This is a genomic window from Dactylosporangium maewongense (assembly GCF_039531485.1).
Taxonomy (GTDB): domain Bacteria; phylum Actinomycetota; class Actinomycetes; order Mycobacteriales; family Micromonosporaceae; genus Dactylosporangium; species Dactylosporangium maewongense.
This window is the reverse complement of sequence record NZ_BAAAQD010000004.1, coordinates 461,522-487,769: the sequence shown is the minus strand read 5'-3', so window position 1 is coordinate 487,769 and position 26,248 is coordinate 461,522. Positions and strand designations below refer to the sequence as shown.

23 protein-coding genes and 1 pseudogene are annotated in these 26,248 nt (G+C 73.1%); 10 read left to right on the top strand and 14 right to left on the bottom strand.

The genetic code is table 11. The annotated features are described in order from the left end of the window. Positions 1-3: 3 nt before the first annotated feature. A complete protein-coding gene (locus tag ABD332_RS14265; RefSeq protein WP_344502326.1) occupies positions 4-843 on the bottom strand; it encodes a hypothetical protein in 840 nt (279 codons plus the stop codon). After that, positions 843-1,454, bottom strand: coding sequence for an RNA polymerase sigma factor (locus ABD332_RS14260; protein WP_344502325.1), 612 nt, complete (start codon positions 1,452-1,454; stop codon positions 843-845). Before ABD332_RS14260 ends, ABD332_RS14265 begins: the two co-directional genes overlap by 1 nt. 131 nt (positions 1,455-1,585) lie before the next feature. Here ABD332_RS14260 and ABD332_RS14255 point away from each other — a divergent pair, with 131 nt between their 5' ends. Further along, positions 1,586-1,936: an STAS domain-containing protein gene (locus tag ABD332_RS14255; RefSeq protein ID WP_344502324.1), complete on the top strand. Its 351-nt coding sequence runs from the start codon at positions 1,586-1,588 to the stop codon at positions 1,934-1,936. Between the two features lie 46 nt (positions 1,937-1,982). Here the strand turns inward: ABD332_RS14255 and ABD332_RS14250 are convergent, their stop codons facing one another. Together ABD332_RS14250 and ABD332_RS14245 are read right to left on the bottom strand one after the other, a co-directional pair. After that, positions 1,983-2,648, bottom strand: a complete 666-nt coding sequence (locus tag ABD332_RS14250; RefSeq protein WP_344502323.1) for a DUF3159 domain-containing protein — start codon at positions 2,646-2,648, stop codon at positions 1,983-1,985. A gap of 67 nt (positions 2,649-2,715) precedes the next feature. After that, entirely contained in the window at positions 2,716-3,846 is a 1,131-nt protein-coding gene (locus ABD332_RS14245; protein WP_344502322.1) for an FUSC family protein, read from the bottom strand. A gap of 39 nt (positions 3,847-3,885) precedes the next feature. Between ABD332_RS14245 and ABD332_RS14240 the strand changes: the two genes are divergently transcribed. From ABD332_RS14240 to ABD332_RS14230, 3 genes are all read left to right on the top strand, one after another. Beyond that, positions 3,886-4,611, top strand: a complete 726-nt coding sequence (locus ABD332_RS14240; protein ID WP_344502321.1) for a tyrosine-protein phosphatase — start codon at positions 3,886-3,888, stop codon at positions 4,609-4,611. Positions 4,612-4,654: 43 nt separating this feature from the next. Continuing rightward, positions 4,655-6,019, top strand: a complete 1,365-nt coding sequence (locus tag ABD332_RS14235; RefSeq protein WP_344502320.1) for a DUF2252 domain-containing protein — start codon at positions 4,655-4,657, stop codon at positions 6,017-6,019. Positions 6,020-6,228: 209 nt separating this feature from the next. Then, positions 6,229-6,411 (top strand): hypothetical protein, encoded by a 183-nt coding sequence (locus ABD332_RS14230; RefSeq protein ID WP_344502319.1) that lies wholly within the window; start codon positions 6,229-6,231, stop codon positions 6,409-6,411. A gap of 1,024 nt (positions 6,412-7,435) precedes the next feature. Here the strand turns inward: ABD332_RS14230 and ABD332_RS14225 are convergent. Continuing rightward, positions 7,436-8,368 carry a CU044_5270 family protein gene (locus ABD332_RS14225; protein ID WP_344502318.1) on the bottom strand — a complete coding sequence of 311 codons (933 nt, stop codon included), beginning with the start codon at positions 8,366-8,368 and terminating at the stop codon, positions 7,436-7,438. Next, on the bottom strand, positions 8,365-8,931 hold the full coding sequence (locus ABD332_RS14220; protein WP_344502317.1) for an RNA polymerase sigma factor: 567 nt from the start codon (positions 8,929-8,931) through the stop codon (positions 8,365-8,367). Before ABD332_RS14220 ends, ABD332_RS14225 begins: the two co-directional genes overlap by 4 nt. A gap of 139 nt (positions 8,932-9,070) precedes the next feature. Here ABD332_RS14220 and ABD332_RS14215 point away from each other — a divergent pair, with 139 nt between their 5' ends. Together ABD332_RS14215 and ABD332_RS14210 are read left to right on the top strand one after the other, a co-directional pair. Next, positions 9,071-9,952 carry a septum formation family protein gene (locus ABD332_RS14215; RefSeq protein WP_344502316.1) on the top strand — a complete coding sequence of 294 codons (882 nt, stop codon included), beginning with the start codon at positions 9,071-9,073 and terminating at the stop codon, positions 9,950-9,952. Positions 9,953-10,084: 132 nt separating this feature from the next. After that, positions 10,085-11,098 carry a LacI family DNA-binding transcriptional regulator gene (locus ABD332_RS14210; RefSeq protein ID WP_344502315.1) on the top strand — a complete coding sequence of 338 codons (1,014 nt, stop codon included), beginning with the start codon at positions 10,085-10,087 and terminating at the stop codon, positions 11,096-11,098. Between the two features lie 136 nt (positions 11,099-11,234). On the opposite strand, the gene ABD332_RS14205 is transcribed toward ABD332_RS14210, so the two are convergent. Together ABD332_RS14205 and ABD332_RS14200 are read right to left on the bottom strand one after the other, a co-directional pair. After that, complete coding sequence (locus tag ABD332_RS14205) at positions 11,235-12,344, bottom strand: FAD-dependent oxidoreductase (protein WP_344502313.1); 1,110 nt, start codon at positions 12,342-12,344, stop codon at positions 11,235-11,237. Between the two features lie 55 nt (positions 12,345-12,399). Then, positions 12,400-14,361: a hypothetical protein gene (locus ABD332_RS14200; protein ID WP_344502312.1), complete on the bottom strand. Its 1,962-nt coding sequence runs from the start codon at positions 14,359-14,361 to the stop codon at positions 12,400-12,402. A 163-nt stretch (positions 14,362-14,524) separates the two neighbouring features. Here ABD332_RS14200 and ABD332_RS14195 point away from each other — a divergent pair, with 163 nt between their 5' ends. From ABD332_RS14195 to ABD332_RS14185, 3 genes and pseudogenes are all read left to right on the top strand, one after another. Continuing rightward, positions 14,525-15,526, top strand: coding sequence for a phosphotransferase family protein (locus ABD332_RS14195; RefSeq protein ID WP_344502311.1), 1,002 nt, complete (start codon positions 14,525-14,527; stop codon positions 15,524-15,526). A gap of 27 nt (positions 15,527-15,553) precedes the next feature. Further along, a complete protein-coding gene (locus ABD332_RS14190; RefSeq protein WP_344502310.1) occupies positions 15,554-17,326 on the top strand; it encodes a PAS domain S-box protein in 1,773 nt (590 codons plus the stop codon). Between the two features lie 296 nt (positions 17,327-17,622). Beyond that, positions 17,623-18,408, top strand: a pseudogene (locus tag ABD332_RS14185) (metallophosphoesterase); the annotation flags it as partial. Positions 18,409-18,699: 291 nt separating this feature from the next. Here the strand turns inward: ABD332_RS14185 and ABD332_RS14180 are convergent. Together ABD332_RS14180 and ABD332_RS60065 are read right to left on the bottom strand one after the other, a co-directional pair. Then, the gene (locus ABD332_RS14180; protein ID WP_344502347.1) at positions 18,700-19,401 is read right to left on the bottom strand and encodes a response regulator transcription factor; all 702 of its coding nucleotides are present in this window, start codon (positions 19,399-19,401) and stop codon (positions 18,700-18,702) included. After that, positions 19,344-19,880, bottom strand: a complete 537-nt coding sequence (locus ABD332_RS60065) for a sensor histidine kinase (protein WP_425552194.1) — start codon at positions 19,878-19,880, stop codon at positions 19,344-19,346. The genes ABD332_RS14180 and ABD332_RS60065 overlap by 58 nt, the downstream gene beginning before the upstream one ends. A 363-nt stretch (positions 19,881-20,243) precedes the next feature. Between ABD332_RS60065 and ABD332_RS14175 the strand changes: the two genes are divergently transcribed. After that, a complete protein-coding gene (locus ABD332_RS14175) occupies positions 20,244-21,557 on the top strand; it encodes a tetratricopeptide repeat protein (RefSeq protein ID WP_344502309.1) in 1,314 nt (437 codons plus the stop codon). A 119-nt stretch (positions 21,558-21,676) separates the two neighbouring features. On the opposite strand, the gene ABD332_RS14170 is transcribed toward ABD332_RS14175, so the two are convergent. The 4 genes from ABD332_RS14170 to ABD332_RS14155 form a co-directional block, all read right to left on the bottom strand. Next, positions 21,677-22,117 (bottom strand): universal stress protein, encoded by a 441-nt coding sequence (locus tag ABD332_RS14170; protein ID WP_344502308.1) that lies wholly within the window; start codon positions 22,115-22,117, stop codon positions 21,677-21,679. An 87-nt stretch (positions 22,118-22,204) separates the two neighbouring features. Further along, on the bottom strand, positions 22,205-22,609 hold the full coding sequence (locus ABD332_RS14165) for a GtrA family protein (protein WP_344502307.1): 405 nt from the start codon (positions 22,607-22,609) through the stop codon (positions 22,205-22,207). Further along, the gene (locus ABD332_RS14160) at positions 22,606-24,126 is read right to left on the bottom strand and encodes a glycosyltransferase family 39 protein (protein WP_344502306.1); all 1,521 of its coding nucleotides are present in this window, start codon (positions 24,124-24,126) and stop codon (positions 22,606-22,608) included. Before ABD332_RS14160 ends, ABD332_RS14165 begins: the two co-directional genes overlap by 4 nt. Beyond that, positions 24,123-26,237: a glycosyltransferase family 2 protein gene (locus ABD332_RS14155; RefSeq protein ID WP_344502305.1), complete on the bottom strand. Its 2,115-nt coding sequence runs from the start codon at positions 26,235-26,237 to the stop codon at positions 24,123-24,125. Before ABD332_RS14155 ends, ABD332_RS14160 begins: the two co-directional genes overlap by 4 nt. Positions 26,238-26,248 lie beyond the last annotated feature (11 nt).

Sequence of the window (26,248 nt, the reverse complement as noted above, 5' to 3'; positions counted from 1 at the left end):
ACGTCACGCGTTCTTGGACGACCGGCTGTTTTTCGACTTGGTACCGGTCGGCGCCGGCGACAGGCCGCAGAACGCCTCGATCCGGTCCGCACCGCCCGCGGCGGCGGTCAGCACGTTCAGGTCCTCGGGGTCCATCGGCTTGCGGTGCGGGTCGTCGCGGACCTTCTGCCACTCGCTGCAGAGCTTCCGCATGTCCTTGCCGGCCGTGGCGGTCGGGGCCGCCGGGCTCGGGGTCACCGCCGGCTCACTGGACCGCTGCGCGGCGGGCGTGGTCGGCGACACGGTCCGCACGGTCCGGGTCGGTGCCGCGGGCGCGGGCGCCGGGTCGTGGTCGGGGACCTGGTCGATCCAGTCGTGCGCGGCGCTTTGCAGCGGCGCGGGCAGCCTGCCGGCACCGGCGGCGACCCCGACCCCGGCGAGCACGCCGGCCGTCAGCGCCGCCGCGAGCACCGCGACCCGCCGCCTGGGCGGCCTGGCCCGCCGCGACGCCACCGGCGCACCGGCGCCGCCGGCGGCGAACTCCCGCCGGAACGCGTCCACCGCGGCCTGCTCCCCCGCCAGCTCCCCGGGCCGCGCCGGACCGGCCGCCGCCCGGAGCAGCCCCGCCAGCGGCGAGTCCCCGAGGTCGCCCGTCCGGCCCGGTCCGCTTTGTCCGTGGGCGTCACCGTGGCCGCCGGCCTTGCTGTGGCCGCCGGCCTTGCCGTGGTCGCCGGTCTCGCTGTGGTCGCCGATCTCGCGACGCCCGTGGGCGCCGCCGCGGCCGCCGGGCTCGCCGGTCATGCGCTCGAGGAGCCGCTGCGACTCCGCCTTCGACCGCGCCCGCCGGCGCCACCAGCCCAGCATCAGGCACCTTCCAGGTGGGCGTGGGGAAGGTCGGCGCCGGCGCCCGCGCCGGTGGTGCCGGCGGGGACGCGGCGGGCGCTGACCTGGGGGTGCGCGGCGAGGCGGCGCAGGCCGCGCATGGCGGCGACGCGGACGGCGCCGGGGCGTTTGCCGAGGACCTCGGCGGTGCCGGCGACGTCGAGGCCGGCGACGACGCGGAGCAGGACCGCCTCGGCCTGGTCCTGGGGCAGCTCACCGATGAGCCGTAGCGCCCACTCGGTGCCGGCGTGCTCGATGACCTCGGCGGCCGCGTCCGGGGCGGGGCGGCCGGACTCGACGTGGTCGCGGCTCTCCTCCCGGCGGCGCCAGACCCGGCGGCCGTCGTCGATGGCGCGGTGCCGGGCGATGCGAAACAGCCAGACCCGGAACGCGGTCGGGTCCCCCGCGAAGCGCGGCAGGTCCCTGACGACCTGGAGCCACGTCTCCGACGCCACGTCCTCCGCCGCGTCGCCGCACACCGCGTGCAGGTACCGTAGGACCGCCGGCTGCAGGGCGCGCCACAGCACGGCGAAACCGGTCTCGTCACCGCTGGCCGCCGCCCGTAACGGCGCGGCAAGGTCGGCGTCACGCACCGGCGTCGCCGAAAGGGTGTAACGCGTCGCGAGCGCGGGCCGCCCCTTCGGGGACGAGCACCATCCGCGCATCGAGGGGGATCACCGTTGAGGGACCGACTGCCGCACCGAACAGGGCCGTGGGAGCGGACATGACCGACGCCTTCGCGACCGCGACCGTCGACGGCTGTGTCGTGGTCACCCCGACCGGGGCGCTCGACGTCGCCACGTCGCCCGCGCTGCACACGTGGGTGCACCGCTGCCTGGACGAGGGAGCGACGCTGCTCGTGCTGGACCTGTCGGAGGTGGAGTTCATCGACTCCACAGCATTGCGGGTCCTGGTGTCAGTACACAAGCGGTTGCGGGACACCGAATCGGGTGGATTCGCGGTGGTCTGCCCGCATGCCCGCATCCGCCGGATCTTCGACCTGACCGCGCTCGACCGCGTCTTCACCCTCACCGACACCGTCGACGAGGCCGTCATCGCCCTCAAGGCACCCTGACAGAGGCCGCGCGCCGGGGGCCTGGTGAGGCGCCGCGGCACCGGCGTCACTGGTGGGTGGCGCCGGCGTCGGTACCGGTCGGCGCCGCCTGCGGATGGCGCAGGCCGGGATGGCCCGGCGGCAGGCTGCGACGCAGCACCCACCAGCTCACGGCCAGGCACGCCGCGACCAGGGGCCAGGTCAGCACCACCTGCGCGGTGGCCAGCCACACCACGTGACCGGTCCACCACAGCGGCACGAAGATCAGCAGCCGCACCAGGTACTGGCAGACCCACACCCAGCTCGCCGCCTGGTACGCCCGCAGCAGCGCCGGGTCGCGCCGCCACCTGGCCTTCTGCCCCAGGACGGTGCCGACGATCAGGCCCAGGAACGGCCACCGGACCAGGATGCTGCCGGCCCACGCCAGGGCGCTCGCCGCGTTCGTCAGCAGCCTGACCAGGAAGAAGTCCTCGGCCCGGCCGGTGCGCAGCGCCACGATCGCGCCCAGGCAGACCAGCAGCAGGCTGACGACGGTCGCCGCGGGCGGGCGCCCCTGCCGCAGCCGCCAGACGGCGACGGCCGCGCCGGCGAGGACCGCGATCCCGGCCCCCAGGGCGATCGACCGGCCGCCCGCGAGCCAGCCCGCCACGAACCCGGCGACAGGGACGACGCTGTCGAGCGCCGCTCGCCGCCCACCGAGCAGGGTGGCGAGTGACTCGTCCCCGTTGTGCACCGTCCACACCTTTCAGCGGCCAGACCCAGGTAAGCCTGCCCTATCATGCCTGGTGCCGGACGGAGAGTCACGATCGCGGCAGGGTGTCCGGGTCGATGAGGGCGGTCGCGTCCTCGCCGCCGATGTCCTGGCGCAGCTGGTCGAGCCGGCCGAGCAGGCTGACGGAGTCGAGGACCACGACCGCGCTCGGGAAGACCTGGTGGGTGCGCTCCACGGCGCCGGTCAGCGCCTCCCGCAGCAGCGTGTCGTCGGTCTCCTTGCCGTCGAGGAGCTCCTCGAGCAGCGCCGCGATCGACCGCAGCAGCGCGGCGAGGGTCTGCCGGTCCAGGGCCGGCGGCTGCCCGGCCCGGTCGTAGAGCCGGTCGACGGCCAGCGACACCGACCTGATCTGCAGGCTGATCCGGACCAGGAACACCTGCTCCTCGTGCAGGGCGACGACCCGCTCCCCGAGCCGGACGGCGGCGACGTTGAGCCGGGCCGTCTCCTCGACCGCGGCGACCTCGGCCGCGGCGGCGGTGCTCAGGTCGGTCAGCCCCCGCGACGCCGGGATCCAGTCGTGCCCGTCCCGGGTGTCCAGGGGCGGGGTCCCGTCGCGACGGTCGAGCTCGTCGGCGATGTCCCGCAGCACCGACACGCACCCCGCCGCCCAGACGGAGATGGCCTCGCAGGCCTGCCGCATGCGCGGCCGCTCCGGCACGACCACGGCGACGACCAGCCCGACCACGCTGCCGATGGCGACGTCGATGAAGCGCCACTGCCCGTACCCCTTGGCGACCGGCGCCAGCATGATCACCGCCAGCACGGCGATGGTGAGCTGGTTGCGCGCGAGCGGGGTGTTGGTGACCCGCCGGGCCAGGGCCAGGGCGCCGAACGCGGCGAGGGCGAGCGACCACCAGCTGAGGCCGAGGAACTTCACCCACCCGATCGCGACGGCCGTGCCGACCAGGTTGGCGAAGAGCAGCTGCACGCCGGTGGCGATCGAGCCGTACACACTGGCCTGGAGCGTCAGGATCGCGACGATCGGGGCGAAGAGCACCGCGACGTTGTCACCGAGCTGGCGGGCGAGGACCCAGGCCGTGGTCGCCGCGACGGTCGTCTTGACGACGGTCAGCCAGCTCGGGCGGCTCTTCGGCACGCTGGCCAGCAGCACGCCGAGCGGCTCGGTGACCGACGCACGCTTCGACCTGGCCGGATCCACGGAACCTAAGCCTACCGGCGCACCCGATAAGGTCGCAGCGTGCGCAGCTACGACCACCCCAACCTGTTCAACTTCCGCGACCTCGGCGGCTACACCGGCACCGGCGGCCGGCCGGTGCGCTGGCGGCGGCTCTTCCGATCGGACTCGCTCAGCCGGATCGACCCCGCCGACGCCGCGTCGTTCACCGCGGTCGGGGTGCGCACCGTCATCGACCTGCGCCGCCCGCGGGAGATCGCCCGCGACGGGCGGGTGCCCGAGTTCCCCGGCCTCGCCTACCACCACCTGCACCCGGAGCACGCCGAGTGGGAGGACGCGCCCGACCACGACGAGCCCAGCGACGCCCGCTGGCTGGCCAACCGGTATCTCGACATCGCCTACACCGGCGCCGCCGCTATGGTCGCCGCGGTCGCCGTGATCGCGGAGGCCGACAACGCGCCGGTCGTCGTGCACTGCACCGCCGGCAAGGACCGCACCGGCGTCGTGTCCGCGCTGACCCTCGGGGCGCTCGGCGTCGCCGAGGACGACATCGCCGAGGACTACGCGCTCACCGCCGGGGCGACCGGCCCCGCCATGGCGTACCTGCGCCGGATCAACCCGGAGATCGCGAAGATGCCGGAGCGGTACCTGGCCGCGCCCGCCGAGGCGATGCGGCTGTTCCTGCGCGACGTGCACGGCCGGCACGGCTCCGTCCGCGGGTACCTGCTGGAGATGGGGCTGCCGGAGACGCACCTCACGGCGCTGGAGGAGCACCTGCTGGAGCCATGAATCTGACACCGCCGTGTCACCTGCGGGCCGTTACCGTAAGGGCATGATCGGCTCCACCGGATGGGCGGCCCCCGAAGCACTGCGTGCCGAGGGCGTCCAGCGTCGCACCAGCACCCCCGCCAAGTCGCTGACCGAGCCCCGCACGGCGGCCGGCCGCGATCCGGTCGCCGTGATCGCCGCCTCCAACGCTGAGCGTGTCGCCGAGCTGGTGCCCATCCGCGTCGGCCGCATGATCAGCTCCCCGTTCGCGTTCCTGCGCGGCTCCGCCGCCGTCATGGCCGCCGACCTCGCCGGCGGCGCCGACACCGGGCTCCACGGGTATATCTGCGGCGACGCGCACGCGGCCAACTTCGGCTTCTTCGCCTCGCCGGAGCGGCGGCTCGTGATGGACGTCAACGACTTCGACGAGACCGTCGTCGGGCCCTGGGACTGGGATCTCAAGCGCCTCACCGCCAGCATCGTCAGCGCCGGCCGGGAGGCGGGCCTGCCGGAGGACGAGTGCCGCGACGCCGCCCGCGACTGCGCGACCGGTTACCGCACGGCCCTCGCCGAGCTCGCCGACATGTCGCTGCTGGAGGCGTACTACCTGACCACCGACCACTCGACGCTGGAGCACTTCGGCATCGGCGACCTCGCCGACGTCTTCGACCGGGTCCGCAAGAAGGCGAAGAAGAACACCAGCCGCCGCGTCGCGCAGAAGTTCACCCAGCGCCTCGACCACGACGCGTGGCGCTTCACCCCCGACCCGCCGATCCTGGTGCCGCTCGACTCCACCGACTCGTTCCGCGTCATCCAGTCCCTGGAGGGCTATGCCGCCACGCTCGAGGAGGAGATCCGCACCCTGTTCGGGCGCTATGCCGTCGTCGACGTCGCCCACCGCATCGTCGGTCTCGGCAGCGTCGGCCTCCGCTCGTATGTGGTGCTCCTGCACGGCAACCACGACGAGGCGCTCGTGCTGCAGGTCAAGCAGGCCCGCGCGTCCGCCCTCGCCCCCTACCTGCCGCCCGTGCCAGAGCAGCACGCCGGCGAGCGGGTCGTGCGCGGCCAGCGCTGGATGCAGACCGTCAGCGACGTGCTGCTCGGCTGGACGAGCATCGACGGCGTGCCCTATCTGGTGCGCCAGTTCCGCGACATGAAGGGCTCGATCGACCCGACGACGCTGCGCGCCGGCCAGCTCGACGACTACGCCCGCGTCTGCGGCGTCGTCCTCGCCCGCGCCCACGCCCAGTCGATCGACCCGCGCACCCTGTCCGGCTACTGCGGCGCCCCCGACACCGCCGACGGCGACGAGTTCGACGAGGGCTTCGCCACCTTCGCCGCCGCCTATGCCGACCAGACCGAAGCCGACCACGCCGCCCTCGTCGCCGCCGTCAACGCCGGCAAACTCCCCGCCACAACCGGCGTCTAGGTTCCGCCTCACGGATCATCGCGCCGGCCCGTTCCCGCCTGTGGCACGCGAGGGTGCCGAGCGGGCTGCGCTGGCACCGTCACCGGCTCAGCCCGTCCGCTACGTCCGGTGGCGGGATCACCGTCATGCGATCTGTCGGGCGAAGCGGACCGGGTCGCCGGGGCCGTGATCCGCCGGAACGCTACGGCGCAGTATCAGCGGTTACGGCGGTGGACCGCCACCGGCGCTGGGCGATGCTGAAGGACCGGGACGTCGCCCTCCCCGACGCGGACGGCGACATCGACTGGGAGGCTCAGGTCGACTCCACAGTCGTGCGGGTCCGGCCGGTGCTCATTCAGGGGCGCAACGCCGACAGGCACGCCAACGGATCGCCCGGTCCCGTGGCGGCCTGACCGGTGGGAGGCGGACCTCAGCCGGCCAACTGTCTGCTGCTGCCGTGCTCGGCGCCCGGACTGTCGCCACTGGCAGCGGCCAGGTCCCATGTGACGGAAGCCTGCGGGACCACGTCGGCCAGTCCAACACCGGGAAGCCACCACCGCGGCCCACGCACAACCGCGTGCTCGGCGCCCGGACTGTCGCCGCTGGCAGCGACCGGGTCCCGCGTGGCGGGAAGCTTGCGGGGACTACGCCGGCCAGTCCCGCACCGGAAAGCCACCACCGCGGCCCACGCACAACCGCGTGCTCAGCGCCCGGACTGTCGCCACTGGCAGCGACCGGGTCCCGCGTGGCGGGAAGCTTGCGGGGACTACCCCGGCCAGTCCCGCACCGGAAAGCCACCACCGCGACCCACGCACACCCAAGTGCCCGGCGCCCAGGCTGTCACCGCTAGTAGAGGCCGGTCCCGTGTGGTGGAAGCAGGCGAGGGTCACGCCAGGACAGCCCCAGCACCGGGAAGCCACCGCCGCGGCTCACGCACAACCGGCTTCGGGGCGCGGTCGCGCGGCGGCCGTGCTTCGTGTCGGCCAGGTGCATGCGATGCTCGGGGTGGACCGCGCGGCCGGAGACGAGCAGCCCACGCCCGTCAGGTCCGGTCCCGGCGGCGGCCCCCGACAACCGCCGCGCGATGATCGCCGCCGCCGCACTGCCCCTCGTCGGCGGTGGGATGGCACCGAGATCGGCCCGTCGGCGACCTGGCCGGAGACCGGGCCCGTGCCGAGCGCGTACGTGGTGATGCGTGGCCTCAGCAGTCACCCCCCGCCCACAACCGGTCGCCCTCACAGCAGTGCCGCCGAGCCGGCCGGCTCCACCGGATGGGGCCCGGTACGGTCCAGGCGCAGCCACGACGGCGGGCAACCCTGGAGCGTGAGCGGCGCGGCGTCGAGGCATACCGACACTCAAGCACAGGGGTACGACAGAAAACCCCGGCCGACGTTCGGGAACACGGCACCAAGCGCCGCGGCCGGCCCTGGGCCGGGGTTAGCGCTTCGGGCGGGCGCCGAGGTCGGGGACGACGGCTCGCTGGGTGACTGCTGACATGCCCAGGACCGTGCCGGCTGGGCCGTCGACGGTGTCCTGCACGAGGTAGCTGCGCTCGCCCAGGTAGTCGTACGTGCGCTCGTCGAAGATCCATTCATGGCGCCAGCTCTGGTCGGTGTGGGCGACCGCGATGCCTGGGCGGCCGGCCGCGTCGGTGACGCCGCGGACCACCTCGACGTCCGGGATCTTCGCCGCGGCGCGGTACAGGGCGGCCCTGATCTGTGGGGGGACGAGGGACTCGCGCAGGATGTCGCCGATCGCGGTGAACACCGCGCTGTCCGGGTCGTAGCCCTGGCCGGTGTGCCGTTGGTAGAGCTTCGCCAGCAGCTCGTCCGGGTCGGCGGGCAGGTCCACGACCTGCGCGTTGGGTGTCATGTCCGGCAGCTTCCGCGTCGACGGGATGGCGCCGAGGAGCGGCACGATGTAGAACGGCTGGCGGACCTGGCCGTCGCCGCGGTGGAAGAGCGGGATCCAGATCTCCCGTTCGTGCACCGGCTGGAGGCGGGCCGGGCCGTCGCCCACGTCCGAGTACGCGACCCGGCTCTTGACATAGAGGTACTCGCCGCCGCTGGGCGAGGGGCCCGGCTCGCCGGTCGCCGCCGCGGCCATCCGCTGCAGCAGCAGCGTCGCGGCGCCGTGGTCGCCCTGGGCGACGGTGACGACCAGCGGCGCGCTGACCGGCGCCAGCGCATGGGCGACCACGCCGGCGGCGAGGGCGACGGCGAGCACGCCCGCCGGCACGAGCAGCAGCGTCCGCCGGGAGCGCCGGGCCGGCCGGTGGAGTTCGTTCACCAGGTGGTGCCGCAGCGCCTGCCGGCGGGCCGCGGGCAGGACGGGCACGGGCGGGGCGGCGGGGGTGGTCGGGTCGTTCATCGGTGCTCTCCCTGCTCGACGGAGTCCGGCTGCTGTGTCAGGGCCCGCAGCCGGGTCCTGGCCCGTGACAGCCGGGAGCGCACGGTCCCGACGGGGACGCCGAGGGCCTCGGCCGCCGACGCGTAGTCCAGCTCCGACCACACGCAGAGCAGGAACACCTCCCGGTCCGCCCGGCTCAGCGCCCGCAGGGCCGCCACCGCGGCGGCCAGCTGGTCGGCGTCGTGCATCCGGGCGATCACCTCGTCGGCGAAGTCCGGGACGGTGTCGCGCGGCGGGAGCCGGCGCAGCGCGTCCCGGTGCCGGCGGGCCGCGCGCCGGCGGTTGCGCAGCACGTTGGTCGCGATGCCGAGCAGCCAGGGGCGCAGGCTACCGCCGTCGGGGTGCAGGGTTCCGCGGATCCGCCACGCCTCCAGGAACGTCAGCGACACCACGTCCTCGGCGTGCGCCGGGTCGCCGGCGCTCCACACGGCGTGCCGGTGGACCGCGTCGGCGTGCTCGTCGAAGAGCGCGCCGAAGGCGTCGGCGTCACCGGCCCGGATCCGGACCCGCATTTCAGCTGTCACACCTGATACCTGTCCGCGGCCGCCGCCGGGTTCCCTCCCTTGCGGCACGAATTCTTCTCGCTTGTGAGATTGATCGACTGCTGACACACTGCACACCGCGCACGTTCGCGGGGGAGGCATTGACGTGGTGCGATCACGGATGGTAGCTGTCGCGGTGGTACTGCTGGCGGCGGTGACGGGTTGTTCGGCCAGTGTGCCGGCCGGGGTCGACAAGGACCTCGTCAACGGGTGGGCCATGATCCCCGAGGCGAAGGTGCCGGAACCGAAGGTCGGCGACTGCTGGAGCACCTCGACCCCGACCGTCGACGACATCGTGACGGTGCCGATCGCCACGGTCGCAGCGTCGTGCAGCGGCTCGCACATGGGCGAGACCGTGCACGTCGGGCACTTCACCGGGGCCACGGCCGACGCCGAGACGCCGCCGACGCTGGACAAGATCGCCGACACCTACGCCGCGTGCGAGGCCGAGGTCACGAAGTTCCTCGGCGGGTCCTGGAAGCTCGGCAGGGCGCGGCTGCTCGTGTACCCGCCGACCACCACCCAGTGGCGGGGCGGCGCGAGGTTCTTCCGGTGCGACGTGGCGGCGCTGAAGAGCCACGACGGCTACTTCGAGGAGGGGACCGCGTCGTTGCAGGGCAGCCTGCAGGCCGGCAGCGAGCGGCTGTACGGGTGCATGGCCCTCGTCGGCGGCATCGACAGCTGGAGCGACCTGACGCCGGTGGCCTGCACCACGCCCCACGACGCGGAGTTCATGGGGCTCATCGCGTCGAAGTCCGGCACGTACCCGGCCAGCCGGGACGCGTCGAAGGCGGCGTTCGACACGGCGTGCGTCGACCAGATCCGCAGCTTCACCGGCGGCGCCATCAACCCGCTCGCGAGCGCCAAGGCGCGCTACTGGTACCCGCTGGTCGCCGTGAACGCGCAGGAGTGGGGCGCCGGCAACCACAGCGCGCACTGCTTCGTGCTGCTGCCGAAGAAGATCAGCCGCACGTTGAAGGGCAACGGCAGCAAAGCCATCTGAGCGGATGCTGAACGCATTCAGCAGCGTCGACGTCCCTCCGGACGGTGACACCGGTCAGACCGTGCGCTCGTTTACGGCAGACTGGTCCCGGGCATCGCTGTGCTGGAAGGGGTTCGTCTTGGATGGGGGCGGATGACGGCCGGTCGGGTGACGCTGCTGGACGTCGCGCGGCGCGCCGGCGTCTCGCGCACGACCGCCTCGTTCGTGCTCACCGGCCGCCGCGACATGCGCATCTCCGCCGACGCCGAGCAGCGCGTGCTGCACGCCGCCCGCGAGCTGGACTACCGGCCCAACCTGACCGCCCGCAGCCTGCGCACCCGCGTCACGCAGACCATCGGCCTCGTGTCGGACACGATCGCCACCGACGCGTTCGCCGGCGAGATCATCCGGGGCAGCACCGCCACCGCGCTGACCCGCCAGCACCTGCTCTTCATCGGCGAGACCGAGGGCGACCCCGCCACCGAGCAGCGGCTCATCCAGGACATGCTCGATCGTGGCGTCGACGGATTTCTCTACGCCGCGATGTACACCCGCGAGATCCGCATCCCGTCTGCCCTGCGCGGCCATCCCGTCGTCCTCGTCAACTGCGTCACCGGCGGCCGCCGTGCCGTCAGTGTCGTCCCCGACGAGCTCGCCGCGGGCCGCTCGGCCGCGTCGGCGCTCCTGGCCGCCGGTCACACGGGCGGCATCCACATCGTCGGTGAGTCGGCCGTTCACGTGTACGCCGCCCGCAACCGCCGCACCGGCATCGACGAGACCCTGGCCGCCGCCGGCCTGCGCGTGGCGGGGACGGTCGAGTGCTCGTGGTGGCCGGAGCCCGCGTACGACGCCGTCCGCGCCTTCCTCGCCGGCGGCCCGCGCGTGACGGCGCTGATCTGCCTCAACGACCGGCTCGCCATGGGCGCCTACCAGGCCGCCGCCTCCGCGGGGCTACGCATCCCGGAGGACCTGTCGGTGGTCTCCTTCGACGACTCGGATCTGGCGTCGTGGCTGCGGCCGCAGCTGACGTCGGTCGCCCTCCCCCACTTCGAGCTCGGCCGCCGCGCCGTCGAGCTCCTGCTGGACCCGGACCGCGAGCCCGGCACCCACCTCGTCGACATGCCCCTGCGCTCCCGCGCCTCCATCGCCCCACCCCGGTCGCGGTAGTCCCACCGGCCGCGAACGGGCAGGGTGTGGAGGGAGCGCCCGCGGCGTGGTGCGCCGAGATCGCCGGCGGACCATCAAGGAAGCGGCGGGTGGCGACCACCGGATGCGGCGCGCACGCGCGGTCCCAGCCAGCGCGTCACGCGCGGCTGTGCGCCGCTTGCGGCGCATTGGGGTGCGGGTGAGAATCCCCGCCGGGACCCGCCGCGAAGCGGTGGGGTGGAAGCACAGCAGCGAGGGAGAGGGCGGCGGCGCGGCCGGCGCGGTTCGCGCCGACGGTGCTGGCGGAGGGGCCGTAGCCGATGAGGTGGACGAGGGGCTCGCGGGTGGTGGCGGTGCCGGTCATGCGGATGCCACCGCCAGGCTCGCGCAGGTGGAGCGGGGCCAGGTGGGTGAGGGCGGCGCGGAAGCCGGTGGCCCAGATGATGACGTCGGCGGGCTCGAAGGTGGTGCCCCACATGGCGCCGGTGGGGACGAGGCGGTCGAACATCGGGTGCCGGTCCAGGGCGCCCTTCGCGAGGGCGGCGCGGACGAGGGTGGTGTACCCGAGGCCGGTCACGCTCACGACGCTGGCGGGTGGCAGGCCGGCCGTGACTCGGGCGGTGACCGAGGCGATCACGGCGCGGCCGTGGTCCTCGGTGAACTCGCCGTCGTGGAAGACGGGCGGGCGGCGGGTCACCCAGCGGACCGAGGCGGCGACGCCCGGCAGCTCGGAGAGGACGTGGACCGCGGAGTTGCCGCCGCCGACGACGATGACCCGCAGGCCGGCGAACTCGGCCGGGCCGCGGTACGCCGCGTAGTGCAGCTGCCGCCCGGCGAAGGTGCCCGGATAGGTGGGGATGTACGGGCGCGTCCAGGTGCCGGTCGCGTTGACGATGGCTCGTGCGTGGAGCGGGGCGCCAGTCGTACCGACGACGAAACCCGACGAAGAGGACGAGCGCGACACCGAGAGGACCCGCACCGGCCGCCGCACGTCGAGTCCGAAGTGTCGCTCATAGTCGGCGAAGTACGCGGCGACGACGGAAGCCGCGGAGCCCGAGGACGGCGGAGTGAACGGCAGGCCCGGCAGGTCGAAGATCCGGTGCAGCGAGGACGCGTCGAGGGACGGTGCGCGGTGCTGCCAGGCGCCGCCCGGGGCGGCGCCGGCGTCGAGCACGACGTGGTCCAGGCCGAGCCGGCGCAGGTGATAGGCGGCCGACAGGCCCGCCTGGCCGGCGCCGATCACCACGATGCCCGGATCCGCGTCCACGATGGGGAAACTCCACCGTGGACGCGGATCTTCCTGCGCAGCGCTGTCTACCGCGTCACTTGGCCTTGCCCTTGGTGAGGCCCCAGGCCGCGGTGTTCAGGGTGTCCTCGACGCCGACGAGACCCTCGTTCGGGAAGAACTCGTCGTCGCCGAAGTCGTAGTCGAAGTCGTCCGCGGTGCCGCCGATGTTGTCCGGGCCGACCCCGAAGAGGCCGGGGAACGCGCCGCCGGCGTCCATCAGGTTGGGGGTGGAGTTCAGCGGGTCGGTGTGGAAGTTGCCGTAGAGGTGACCCGCCTCGTGGGTGATGACGTTGCCCAGCGCCCGGCCGATGAACTTGATCTTGTTGCTGGCCGGGGTGATGTACGTGTTGAGCGACGCCGCGCCGCTCGGGTCGCTGAGGACGTCGAGCAGGACGATCGCGCTGTCCTCGGTGGCGTAGTTGCCCGGGTCGATGAACTGCGCGATACCGATGGTGTCGATGCCCGACTCGGCGATCGTGCCGCCGACGACGATGCGGTGCACGTTCGGCTGGCCGAACGGGTCCGGGTTGTCGCGGCTGTTGAGGATCTTCAGCCCGAAGCGCGGGTCGGTGCCGCGCTCCTTCATGTCGGTGATGATGTTCTCCTTCACCGCCGCGATGACCTCGTTGATCACCTTGTTCTCGTCGGCGGCGCTCAGCCCCCACTTGCCGAGGAACCCGGCGAGCGGCGACAGGGTGCGCACCCCGGGGCCGCCGAAGATGGCGGTGTTGATCCGGGCGCCGTCGAAGTCCAGGAAGAGCGTCTGGACGGTGCCGTTGTCCTGCGCCTCGGGGCCGGGGCGATAGGCCTCGAGGGTGATGTCGTACAGGCCGGCGTTGCCGCCCACCTCCACGGTGAACCGGCCGGAGGTCGCCGCGACCTGCGACACGACCGCGTTGCCGCCGCCGGGCAGCGGCGAGCTGGGCGCGTAGATGAAGCTGGCGTCCTGCTCGGAGCCGAAGACGATCCGGCCGGACGGGTCGCGGACGGTCAGCCGGGTGCCGACGCCGGTCACCGAACCGCCGAGGACGTCGCCGGCGAGCAGGTCGACGGCGTAGAAGTCGCGGTCGGGGAAGGCGAGCGTGGCCGTGAGCAGGTACGGGCCCTCGCTGCCCGACCCGAGCCCGCTGCCGGAGTCGAACGGGTCGGCGGGGAACACCGTGCCGGTGCCGAATCCGGAGATGAGCAGGTAGTAGGTGCCGGACGTGGTGAACGTGAAGTCCAGCAGGCTGTCCAGCCCCGGTCCGCCGTCGTCGTCGGTGCCGACGAGCTCGCCGGTCGCGTCGTACAGGCCGATGACGGTGTCCAGCGGCCCGCTCGGCGTGTCCGTGCCGGCGAGCAGCTGCTGCCCGGCGAGCGCGGTCACCTTGATGAAGTCGAAGTCGCCGGTGTCGTCGCCGGCGCTGCCGTGCGGGCCGTCGCCGATGTCGCCGCTGGTCGAGATGCCCCGGCGGCCGGAGCCGAGCAGCAGGTCCGACGCGATCGGGATGGCCCCGTTGTCCTCGGCCGGCGCGGAGACCGTGGTCGGGCTGACCGTCTCCGGCGACAGCTGCCCGAGCACGCGGGCCCGGTTGTTCAGCTTCTTGGCGGTGCCGAAGCCCTTGACCAGCTCCGCCGTGGCGTGGCTGTCGTTGGACCCGAACGTCCCGCGCGGCTCGGCCTCGTCGTGCAGCAACGGCGACGTCGCCGCCGCCGTCAGCGAGTTCTTCTTCAGGTTGGCCCGTGCGGCCGCCTGCTGCTTGGCCACCTCGGACCAGTAGTACTTGTCGACCTTGCCGGGATCCTTCAGCAGGGCGGTGTAGGGGTTGACGGCGCCGGCCGGGGCCTTCAGCGTGGCCTGCTGCTTCGGCACGACCTGAACCCCCGCGGCGAGCTGGCGCTTGATGCCGTCGCTGAGCTCCTTGGACGGTGCCGCCGCGGCGGGACTCTGCGGCAGCGCCACCAGCGCCGCGCCCACCAATCCGGCGACGGCGAGACTCGCTAGCCTTTTCCTCACTTGGCCTCCCCATTGAGTCAGGCGTTTCGTGCACGCTATGGCCTGCAAGGTCGTTTACACCACCCCCAATGCTTGTCAATACAGGATTTAACAGATCCAATGATCAACGCCTATGTTGACGGTGTGTTGATCACGACCCCCGCCGCTCGCCTAGAGTGTTGGGGTGCCTCACGCCCCCAGCCCCACCCAGCGCCTCCTGACCGCCGGCGACGTGACCACGTTGCTGCGGCAGCGGGCCGGCCTGAATGTCGTCCACTGTGGAACGTTGAGCGGCGGGACGTTCGCCGCGGTGTGGCGGGCCACGCTGGACGACGGGCGGGACGTGGTGGTGAAGGTCGGGCCGCCGCCGGAGGTGCCGCTGCTGCGGTACGAGCGCGGCGTCATCGCGGCCGAGGCGCAGTACTACCGGACGGTGGCGGCGAACACGGCGCACGTACCGGTGCCGCCGGTGCTGCACGCGGACGACGACGTGGTGGTCGTCGGGCTGCTGCCGGGCCGGCCGCTGACCGAACTGCCGGACGAGACCGCCGGCGAAGCCGTGCGCGAGCAGCTCGGGGTGGCGCTGCGGCACCTGCACGGGGTGACCGGCCCGCACTTCGGTTACGAGGGCGACGGCCGGGCGTCCGGGGCCACGTGGGCGGCGGCGTTCACCGCGATGACCGCCGACCTGCTCGCCGACGCCGCCGACTGGGAGGTGGCGCTGCCGGTGCCGGCCGACGAGGTGCTCGCCACGATCGAGCGGCACGCCGGCGTCCTCGCCGAGGTCGAGCGGCCCGCACTGGTGCACTTCGACCTGTGGGACGGCAACGTGCTGTGCGAGGCCGGCGGCCCCGCCTCCCGGCTCACCGGTCTCGTCGACGGGGAGCGGTACTTCTGGGGCGACCCGCTGTACGACTTCGTGTCCACCGCGATCGGCCGGAGGATGGAGGAGCTGCCCGAACACCCGGTTCTGCGCGGGTACTACGGCGCCACGCCGCACACGTTCACGCCGTCGCAGCGACTGCGGCTGATGCTGTACCGGATGCAGTTCTCCGTGCTGCTGCTCGCCGAGATGCCCAGCCGCGGCATCACCGGCGAGGAGGCGCGCGGGCGGCGCGAGTGGGTGACGCCGCAGCTGCTCGCCGACCACCGGGACCTAGGTCCGGTCGGCCACAGTGTGGTATAGAGGACGCTACATACGGTAAGGATGTCGATGGGTAGACGGCAGGTCCTGATCGCCGCGGCGTATGGCGCGCTGATGGCGGTGCTCGCCTGCACGCTGTTCATCGCGCCCGGGCTCGACTCCGTCGCCTGGGCCGGGATCGGCCTGTGCGGCGCCGGAGCCGTGCTGCTCGGGGTACGGCGGAACCGGCCGCGGCGCCCCGGGCCGTGGTGGGCGCTCGCCGCCGCGCTCGCGGCGATGACGGCCGGCGACTCCCTCTTCGGGCTCGCCGCGGACACCGCCGCCGACCCGCCGCCCCTCGTCGACCTGTGTTACCTGGCGATGTTCCCGTTCGTGGCGGCCGCGCTGATCGGGCTGACCCGCGCCTCGTCGACGCTCGCCGGCCGGGCCGGCCTGCTCGACCTGCTCGCCCTCGCCAGCGCCGCGCTGCTGGCCGGCTGGGTGTTCATCGTCGGCCCCAGGCTCTCCGCCGACGGAATGACCGGGACCGAGTGGTCGATCCAGGCGGCGTACACGCTCGGCGACGTCGTCGTGCTGGTCGTGACGGTCCGGCTGACCCGCGCGGCGCCGCGCAACCCCTCCGCGATCCTGCTCACCGCCGGCGCCGCCGGGATGCTCATCGGTGACGTGGCGTACGGCCTCGCCCAGTCCCGCGACGGGCTGGCACCAGGCGGGCCCGCCGACGCCGCGTACCTCGTGCTCTACGCGTGCTGGGGCGCGGCGGCGCTGCTGCCGTCGATGGCCCGGCTCACCGCTCCCCCGACCGCCCCCACGACGGCGGACACCCCCGACCGCGGGCTCGGCATGCCGTGGCTGCTCGGCGCCGTCGCGTTCGCGCCGCTGGTCCTGCTGGCGCAGGCACTGACCGGCACCGTGCAGGACGGCCCGATGATCGCGGCGGTCGCCGGCATCACCCTCGCGCTCCTCGTCACCAGGCTCAACGACGCCGTCCGGCACCACGCGGAAGGGCTGCGCCGCGAGCGGACCCTGCGGCACGCGGGCACGGTCCTGGTCAGCGTCACCGACGCTGGCGCGGTCGCCGTCGCCGTGCGGACCGCGGTCCGGGAGCTGTTGCCGGCCGACACGCCGCACATCATCGTCGTCGACTCGAGCCTCACCGACCTGCTGCCGCTCAATGAGCTGTCCGCGCCGCGGATCGTGCCCGTCGGCGCGACGCCGCCGCTGTGGCAGGAGCGGCTCGGCGAGTTCGGTGACGTGCTGATCTGCCCGCTCGACGCGGCCGTGCTGTACATCGCCGCCGAGCGCAGGGACCTGCGGACCGTGCAGGACGCGGTGACCGTGCTCGCCGGCCAGGCCGCGCTCGCGCTCGCCCGGATCGCGCTCACCGAGGCCGCGAGCCGGCGCGACAGCGACGACTACCTGCGGGCCGTCGCCGAGCACACCAATGACGTCGTGATCGTCCTCGACGACGACGAGCGGATCCGCTACACGAGCCCGTCGGTGACGGAACTGCTGGGGATCCGGCCGACGCCGTTCGCGACGCTGCGGGAGATCGTGGCGCCCGACGACCGCCAGCAGGTCGACGCGACGCTGGGGGTGGCCCTCGTCGGCGGGCGGGACGGCACCCGCGACACGTGGAGCCTGCGCCGCCCCGACGGGACCCGGGTGCTGGTCGAGGTCCGCTTCCGCGACCTGCGCGACGACCGGCTCGTCCGCGGCCTGGTCATCACGATGCGCGACGTGACCGAGCAGCGGCGGCACGAGCTGGAGGTGCTGCGCCGCCACTGGGAGGCCACCCCGGGCGCGGCGAACCGGGACAATTCATCCCGCAAGTACCAGTAGTCGTCTCCAGTTCGTGTGACCTGTGACGGATCACAGGTTCGCCCGGCCGCGCTTTGGTCGGGTGATGGCACTGCGTGCCATGCTGAAGTGTGGCTACCACTGAAGCGGTCCCAGTCGCGCGGCGCCGGTCGCTGCTGCGCCCCGTGCTCTTCGCGTTGACGCTCACCACCGTGCTGGCGCTGCTCTTCGGCGTGCCGTGGTGGTCGCTGGTGCTGTCCGGCAACGCGTGGCCCCTCGGCGTCCGCGTCACCGGCACCGTCCTGTTCGCCGGCGCCGCCGTCGCGTTCCCGGTGCTGATGATGCTCGGCCACGGCCGCCGCCACGTGGACTGGGCGTCGCGCGTCGCCGACACCACCCTCGGCGTGGTGTGGCAGCTCTTCGTGTGGGCCGTCGCCGGCGACCTGCTGCGCCTGGGCCTGCTCGCCGGCGGCGTCGACGACCCGCTGCGCTCCCGGATCGTGGCCGGCTTCACCGGTGTCGTCGCCGTCGGCCTGCTGCTGTGGGGTTACGTCGAGGCGATGAAGGTGCCGCGGGTCCGCCGGGTCGACGTCGCGATCCCCCGCCTCGGCGCCGGACTGGACGGGCTGAAGGTCGTCCTGCTCACCGACACGCACTACGGCCCGATCGACCGGGCCCGCTGGTCCCGCGGCGTCACCGAGGTCGTCAACTCCCTGGACGCCGACATCGTGGCCCACACCGGCGACATCGCCGACGGCACCGTCGCGCAGCGCACCGAGCAGGCCGCCCCGCTCGGCGACGTCAAGGCCCGTTACGCCCGCGTGTACGTCACCGGCAACCACGAGTACTACGGCGAGGCCGAGGGCTGGCTGCAGCGGATGGGCGAGCTCGGCTGGGAGGCCCTGCACAACCGGCACCTGGTCGTCGAGCGCGGCGGCGACCGCCTCGTCGTGGCCGGCGTCGACGACCGTACCGCCGCCGGCACCGGCCTGGCGGGCCACCGCGCCGACCACGCGACCGCCCTCGCCGGCGCCGACCCCGACCTGCCGGTCCTGCTGCTGGCCCACCAGCCGAAGCAGGTCGACGACGCCGTCGCGCACGGCATCGACCTGCAACTGTCCGGCCACACCCACGGCGGCCAGATGTGGCCGTTCCACTACCTGGTGCGCCTCGACCAGCCGGTCGTGCAGGGCCTGACCCGCCACGGCGCGCGCACCCAGCTCTACACCAGCCGCGGCACCGGCTTCTGGGGCCCGCCGTTCCGCATCTTCGCCTCGAGCGAGATCACCGAACTGACCCTGCGCCGCGCCGGACCGCACCCACCGCCGCCCGCGCTCGTGCAGCGCGGGCGGGCCGACGCCGAACCGCTCGCGGTAGGCGGCGGTCGAGGCGGCGATCCAGGACGCCCGGCAGCCCTAACCTTGGTGATGGGTGCCAGGAAAGACGAGGCCGAACTCGTAGGCGAGGACCGCCGCCTGGGTGCGGTCGCGGGCGCCGAGCTTGTCCAGGACGTTGCCCACGTGCGTTTTGACGGTCTCCCTGGTGACGTGCAGAGCGGCCGCGATCTCCGCGTTGTTCTGCCCGAGCGCGATGTGGCGCAGGACGTCCAGTTCGCGGGGGGTCAGTCCGGCCACCGGGCCGGATCGGGCCGTGCCGGCGCGAGGGGCGGCGATGCGGCGCAGCGCGTCGGGAAAGAGCACCGCGTCACGTGTGTGCACGAACCGGATGGCGTCCACCAGTTCCCGGGCCGGCGCGCGTTTGAGCACGTAGCCGGCGGCACCGGCGCGCAGCGCACCCCAGACGAGCTGGTCGTTCTCGAAGGTGGTGACCACGATCACCCGCGTCGCCGGGGCGCGGCGGGCGAGTTCCAGGGTGGCGGTGAGGCCGTCCATGCGCGGCATGCGGACATCCATCAACACCACGTCCGCGCCGACGCCGGCCTCGACGGCTTCGCAGCCGTCGGCCGCCTCGGCCACCACGTCGATGTCGTCGTGGAGGGAGAGGATGGTGGTCCATCCCGCACGGATGAGCCGCTCGTCGTCGGCCAGCACCACGCGGATCACAGCGGCAGCCTCGCCTGGACGCGCCACGTTCCGTTCGCCTCCTGCCAGGTGCATGTACCGCCGGCCAGGCGGGCGCGCATACGCATCCCGGTCAGACCGCGGCCTGGCCCACCGGGCGTCCCCACGGTCGCGTTGTCCACGGTCAGCACCAGGTCGGTGCCGACGGCGAGGTCGAGTGTCACCGGGCTGCGCCCGTGCCGCAGGGCGTTGGTGAGGGCTTCCCGGGCGATCGCGAAGGCCGCCCGCGACGGTGCGGCCGGGACCTTGTGCACGTCGCCGACGCTGGTGTGCACGTCGAGGCCGCTGGTGAGCATGCCGAGGGCTTCCAGCGTCGGGGTCTGGGCGGAGACGCCGTCGTCGAGCACGCCGAGCAGCACGTCGAGGTCTTGCTGGGCGTGCCGGGCGGTTGCCGTCACGTGCTCGAGTGACTGGACGGCAGCGGCGGGATCCGGCCGCTGCAGCGCGGACTGGGCGGCCATCGCCTGCACCAGGACGACACTGAGCGCATGGCCGACGGCGTCGTGCAGTTCCATGGCGAGGGCCTGGCGGCGGCCGAGTCGGTCGACCACGCGTGACGGCTCGGTGCGCAGCAGCCGGCGCGCCGCCCAGCGCTGGCCGAATCCCGCGACGACCATCGTGGCCAGGATGGCGACGGCGGCCAGGAGCACCTCGGCCGAGTCGCCCGGCGCGCCGCGCCGCAGTCCGGCGGCGCGAACGAGTTCGGGCGACAGCGCCACCAGACCTGTGGGGGCCGCTCCTCGCCGCTGTCACGTACGCCTACCACCGACGCCGCCGTAACCATTGACGCCGCCGGCCTCGGACCACGCCACAGCGTCGTGTTCGTCCGGCGCGATCAGCGCTGCGGAACGTGCTTGGCGGGCGCTACCTTCGACGCCGTGAAGGCCGCGGACCTTGCTCGACGTTATCGGAACTATGACGGCTGGTTGCCGCCGACGGTCGCCGACCGGCTGGCGCGTGCGCTGTTCGAGCGGCACGAAACCGAGGCCGCCGTGCGAGTGCTCCGGCCGTTCGTCGACACCGGTTGGTGGAACGCGGTGCAGGTGCTCGTGGACTTTCACGACCGGTGCGGCGAGACGGATATCGCGATCGCGCTCGTGCGGGGAGCCTTGGAGAAGGGTAGTCCGCACGGGATCGAGCGGTTGGGGACGCTGTTGGCCGAGCGGGGGCAGGTGGACGAGGCCGTGGCGCTGCTATGGCCGCACGCCGGTGAGGACGCAGTGCTCGACGCGTTGGTGGAGCTGACCGAGGGGCACGGCTACGACGGTGACCTCACGGCGTTGGTACGCGAGCAGATCGAGGCCGACAGTTCCGTGTGGTCCTGGAACGCCACGGCGGTGCTCGCCACGCTGCTGGAGCGTCAAGGGCGGGTGGACGAGGCGCTGGAGGTGCTCACCGGGAGCGCCTTCGGTGAGCACGGCGTGTTCGTCAATGCCGTCGAGCAGCTCGCTGACATTCTGGCCAGGCACGGTCGGGAGCGGCAGCTTCGCGAGTTGGTCGCCGGCGGTGGTGGCGAGCACGCCGTTTTCCGGTTGGCCGTCTGGCTGGAGAGCCTCGATCGCGTGGACGAGGCCGTCGAGGCGATGCGGCCCTTCGCGACGGACGGTTCGCCGAACGTTGCCGCTGCCCTGGCGGAGCTCTTGACCCGGCACGGCCGCGCCGACGAGGCGATCGAGGTGTTGCTGCCGGTGCCGAGGTTGATGGGCGGCGACCCGGAGTGGCTCGTCGGGATCCTCGGCAAGCTGCTGGTCGAGCGAGGCCGGGCCGACGAGGCGCTCGCGGCGGTCGACGACCTCGCGGCGCACTACGGCGGTATGTGGATCGAGCTGCTGTTCGAGCGCGTCGAGGTGCTCGCCCGCTCGGGGCGGGTCGAGCAGGCGATCGCCGAGCTGCGCGCTCACCACGAGGGTGGCACCTGGTACGGGAGCTCGAAGCTGGCCGACCTTCTGGTGCTCGCGGGTCGCCCCGGCGAGGCGATCCGGACGTTGGAGTCCATCGACGGCTCCGCGTGGACCGCCGCCAGGCTGGCCGTGCTCCTGGTCGACCAGGGCCGTGTCGAGGAGGCGCTGGCGCTGTTCGCGCCCGATGAGGCGCCCGCGGGCGACGAGGACCGCGCGTTCTGGCGGCAGTTCCACCGCGAGGGCCGTGTCACCGGCGGCGAGCCGACGCGGACGATCGACCGGCGAACCTGACTCCGGCGACCGTTGAGGGCGTGCGGTATCTCGTCCGGACGATCGGAGAGCCCGGGGAGGACCGACGCTCCGCATCGCGGCCATGTGGTTCCTGCGTGGTGATCACCCCGGTGTGGGGGTCAGGGGACGACGGTGACGGGCCACTTGCCGGACTTGACGAGGCGGACGGCGAGGGAGCCGACGAAGCGGTGGCCGAGGCGGGAGGAGGCGCCGACGACCACGGCGTCGGCGCGCAGCTCGGTCGCGACGCGGACGAGTTCGGAGTACGGGTCGCCGCGGGCGGCCACGAACTCGGCGCGGATGCCGGCGTGGACGGAGCCGGCCTCGACCTGGCGGCGCATGTCCTCGGTGGCATCGGTGATGGCCTGCTCGACGGCGGCGGCCGCGCCGGCGACGAAGAGGCTCGCGGTGGGCGCGCCGGCGACGTAGACCACGACGAGCCGGGCGCCCTGCCTGCGGGCGAGACCTGCCGCGTAGGCACCGGCGCGCAGGGACGGGTCCGAGCCGTCGACGCCGACGACGATGACCTTCGGGCCGTCGGTGCCGAGTTCGAAGACCACGGCACCAGCATGCCGCAGCACCCGGCGGATGCGCATCCGGGGGCCGCGGCACGGCAGGTGTCAAAAGGAGCGGCGAAGCGACAGTTGTCAGGCGGACTCCGGGAGTGGGGCGGGGCGGTAGATGAAGCGGTTGGTGACGGCGAAACGCAGGGCGAAGGCCAGGACGAGGGTCACCAGGTTGGCGGCGAGCTCGTCGACGCCCGCCCATGAGACGAGCAGCGCGAGCAGCGGCAGCCGGACGGCCAGGTCGAGGTTGTTGAGGGCCACGAACCGCGCGAGGCGCCCCGCCCAGTGCCGGCCGCGGCGGTCGCGGAACACCACGAGGTCGACGAGGACGAAGTTCCAGCAGATGGCGACCTCGGTCGCGGCCACCGCGGCCGGCAGGTAGTGCAGGTGCCAGTGGTCGACGAGCAGCCACATGACGGCCAGGTTGGGCAGGACCCCGGAGGCCCCCACGGCGCCGAACCCGGCCATGCGCAGGAGGGACTTCACGGGTGCACCTTCCGGACGATGATCTCGCCGAAGCGGGCGACCTCGGTCGAGGACTCCATGCCCCGGCGCAGGGTCGGCAGGCCGGCGAGGGTACTGGCGGCCTGGTCGGCCATGACGATGTAGTCGATGCTGGCCACGCCGGCCGGTAGGACCTCGGTCATCACCTCCGGGTCGGTGTCGACCTTCCAGAGCCAGACCGGCTTCGTGAACCCGGCGAGCTTCAGGTCCATCCAGATGTAGTCGTCGGTGACGACGACCGCGGACCGGTCGACATGGTCGACGACCCAGCGGGTCGCGGCGCGGGAGTTCGCGCTGCCATCGAAGGATGCCTGCTCGCGCAGGGTCGTCGCCCAGCCGGGGAAGACGAGGAGCGCCGCCAGTACAGCGGCGGCGACGACGAACGGAGCCCGCAGCCGCGCCGAGAGCTGGGCCCCGGCACCGGCGATGAGCAGGGCCGCGAAGGGCAGCAGGGCGATGACGTAGGCGAAGGGCAAATAGCCGCCGCGGCACATCATGACGACCTGGATGAGCAGGGCGAGCCCGATCGGCCGGAGGTGGCGCACGGCCAGGCCGAGCGGGATGAGCGCGACGCCGGGCAGCAGGAGCCACGGGTCGAGGTCGATCCAGGACCTGGCGAGGCTGAACGTGCCGGAGGACGGGTCGAGGAGGCTGCCGCTGCCGGAGCGGGCGAACAGCTGCCACCACAGCGCCCAGCCGAGGCTGACGTGGCCCTCGCCGGGCAGGAGCTCGTTCTTCAGCAGCGCGAACACCGGGTAGGAGGCGACCAGGACACCGAACGACACGAGGAACACGCCGAGGTTCCACACCCGGGTCCGCCGGGAGGTGTGCTGGACGAGCAGCCAGACCAGGGCCGGCAGGAGGATGACGATGGTCTCCTTGCACAGGGCGGCCGAGGCGAACCAGATCGCGCTCCACAGGGCGGCACCGACGCTGCGGCGCGGTGACGCGGCGGCCGCGAGCGCGGCGAGGACGAACATGGTGGCGAGGTTGTCCAGGAACACCATGCGGTGGAAGTAGACCGCGAGGGGGCTGACCGCGAACAGGAACACGGCGGCACCTGCCCAGCCGCGGCTGAAGCGGAGCCGCCTGGCGAGCAGGAACAGCAGGGCGCAGCTGACCAGCGCCGAGATGAGCATGACCTCGCGGCCGACCATGACGGCGCTGGGTGCGCGGTCGAAGCCGTCGGTGAGGCCCGCGTAGCCGGCGATGATCGCCCAGCCGAGGAACGGGTGGTCGTACCAGTAGGTGTAGTGCGACAGGGCGCCGTGGTCGAGCAGCGCCCAGGCCTGGTTGACGTAGGTGCCCTCGTCGTCGTTGATGCGGCCGGGCCAGCCGTGCAGGTTCCAGCCGTTGACGAGCCCGGCGAGGACGAGAAGCGGGGCGAGCACGAGCAACGACGCCCGGTGCGTGCGCCAGCGCGACGGGCGCGGCTCGACAGCGGAAGCGGCAGCGGCACCACGGACGGGGCTCCGCTCGATCTCGAGAACGGCGGTCACGCGACGGCACCTTCCACAGACGACAGGGACAGCGGCCGGTGGTGGCCGCCGTGGGCGGTCTTGTGCCAGGTGGTGTTGCCGTCGACGTGCTGCCACACGGCCCAGAACGCCGCGCCCATCAGCACCCACTGGTAGACGGGCGCGCCGACGAGCAGGAAGAGGTAGTGCCGCCACAGCACCTTCTGCCGGTACGCGTGGGCGAACTCGCGCAGCCCGACGAGCTGCGTCGCGAGGGTGATGATGATAGGCACGAAGGGCGCGTACATCAGCATCGCCACGCCGACGGGCACCTTCAGCCACAGGATCGTGGCGATCGACAGCGGCAGCAGCAGCGCGGAGAAGGCCTGCAGGAACGGTGTCGCGAGGATGTACCCGGCGAGGACCCGCTGCCGCAGGGTGGGCAGCGTCGCCCAGCGGCCCTCGAGCAGGATGCTGAGGAAACCCTGGTTCCACCGGACGCGCTGCCAGAAGAGGGACCCGGCCCGGCGGTCGCCGATGGTCTGCGGGACCTCCTCGCGGGTGGCGAGCTCCGGCTCGTAGGCGGCGACCACGCGGGCGCCGTACCGGGTGCAGAGCAGGACGCCGAGCGCGCAGTCCTCGGTGAGGTTGTCGGGCCAGCCGCCGGCCTGCTCGAGCAGCCGCCGCCGGATGAACACGGTGTTGCCGCCGAGCGGCACGAACCCGGTCCGCACCTGGTAGAACATGCGGCTGGTGAACCAGAAGAAGTACTCCATCACGTTGTGGACCTTGAACCAGTCGCGGGCGCGGGTGCCGAGCGTCATGAGTTGCACGCCGCCCTGCACGACGTCGGCGTCGGTGCGGCCGAGCAGGGTGTTGACCCGGGTGAGCAGCTGCGGCGCGACGTCGTCCTCGGCATCGACGACCCCGATGACGGTGCCGGTGGCGACGGCGAGCGCGGCGTTGAGCTGGCGTGGCTTGTTGGATCTGGCGTACGCGCGGACGACGGTGCGGACCCGGCCGTGCGGGTCGTCGAGCGCCTGGACACGCCGGACCTCGGCAAGGGTCGCGTCGTCGCCCTCGCACAGCGACACGAGGATCTCGTAGTCGTCGTGGTCCTGCTGGAGCAGGTGCCGCAGGGTGCCGGCGATGACGAACTCCTCGTTGAGCGCCGGCACGATGATGGTGAAGCGCTCCTTCGCCTCGTCGGGCACGGCGGCCGGCCAGCGCATCTGCTCGACGGCTTCGGGGGTGCGCCAGCCGTACAGGCGCCACCGGACCTCGAGCGCGCCGACGACGGTGTTGTACAGCGCGACGGCGGTCACGAGCAGGGCGAGGACGGCGGCGCCGGACAGCGGTGACACGGCGAGGGCGGCGGTGCCGGCGGCGACGGTGCCGAGCAGCGCGCCCCACCGGACGGCGGGCGCGGCGAACCAGGTGACGAGCCGGAGCCAGGGCAGCTGCCGCAGGTACAGCAGTCCCTGGCGCAGGTCGCCCTTGCTGGTGCCGGCGACGCGTTCGGCGAACCGTAGCGGCAACTCGGTGCGGCGGAGGCGGGGGAACCGCGCGAGGATCTCCAGGAGGATCTTGAACCCGCGCGACCGGAGCTTCTCGGTGTCCATCTTGTCCAGGCGTACCGCGAAGAATCCGGTCATCGGGTCCGTGACGCCGCGCAGCGCGAACGGGAACGCGACCCGCGCCAGGATCGTCGAGCCGGTCGACACCAGGCGGCGCAGCGGGCCGTCGAGACCGCCACTGCTGCCGCCCTCCCGGTAGCGGCTCGCCATCACCAGGTCGTGGTCGTCGAGGGCGGCCAGCAGCGCCGGCACCAGCTCCGGCGGGTGCTGCAGGTCGGCGTCCATCACGAGGGCCTTCGGCGCGCGGGCCCGCCGGAACCCGTCGACGACGGCGCCCGCGAGGCCGCCGGTCCGCTGCCCGCCGGTGCGGTGGAAGACCCGGACGCGGAGGTCGTCGCGCTCCAGCCGGGCCGCGGCGGCCGCGATGGCGTCGACGGTGCGCTCGTCGTCGCTGTCGTCGACGAACAGCAGCTCGAACGAGGCGTCGTGCAGCACCGCCGACAACCGGGCGATCAGCGGGCCGACGTTCTCCTCCTCGTGCCTGCAAGGGATGACGATCGTGGCCTTCGGGGTCACGGGATCTCCTT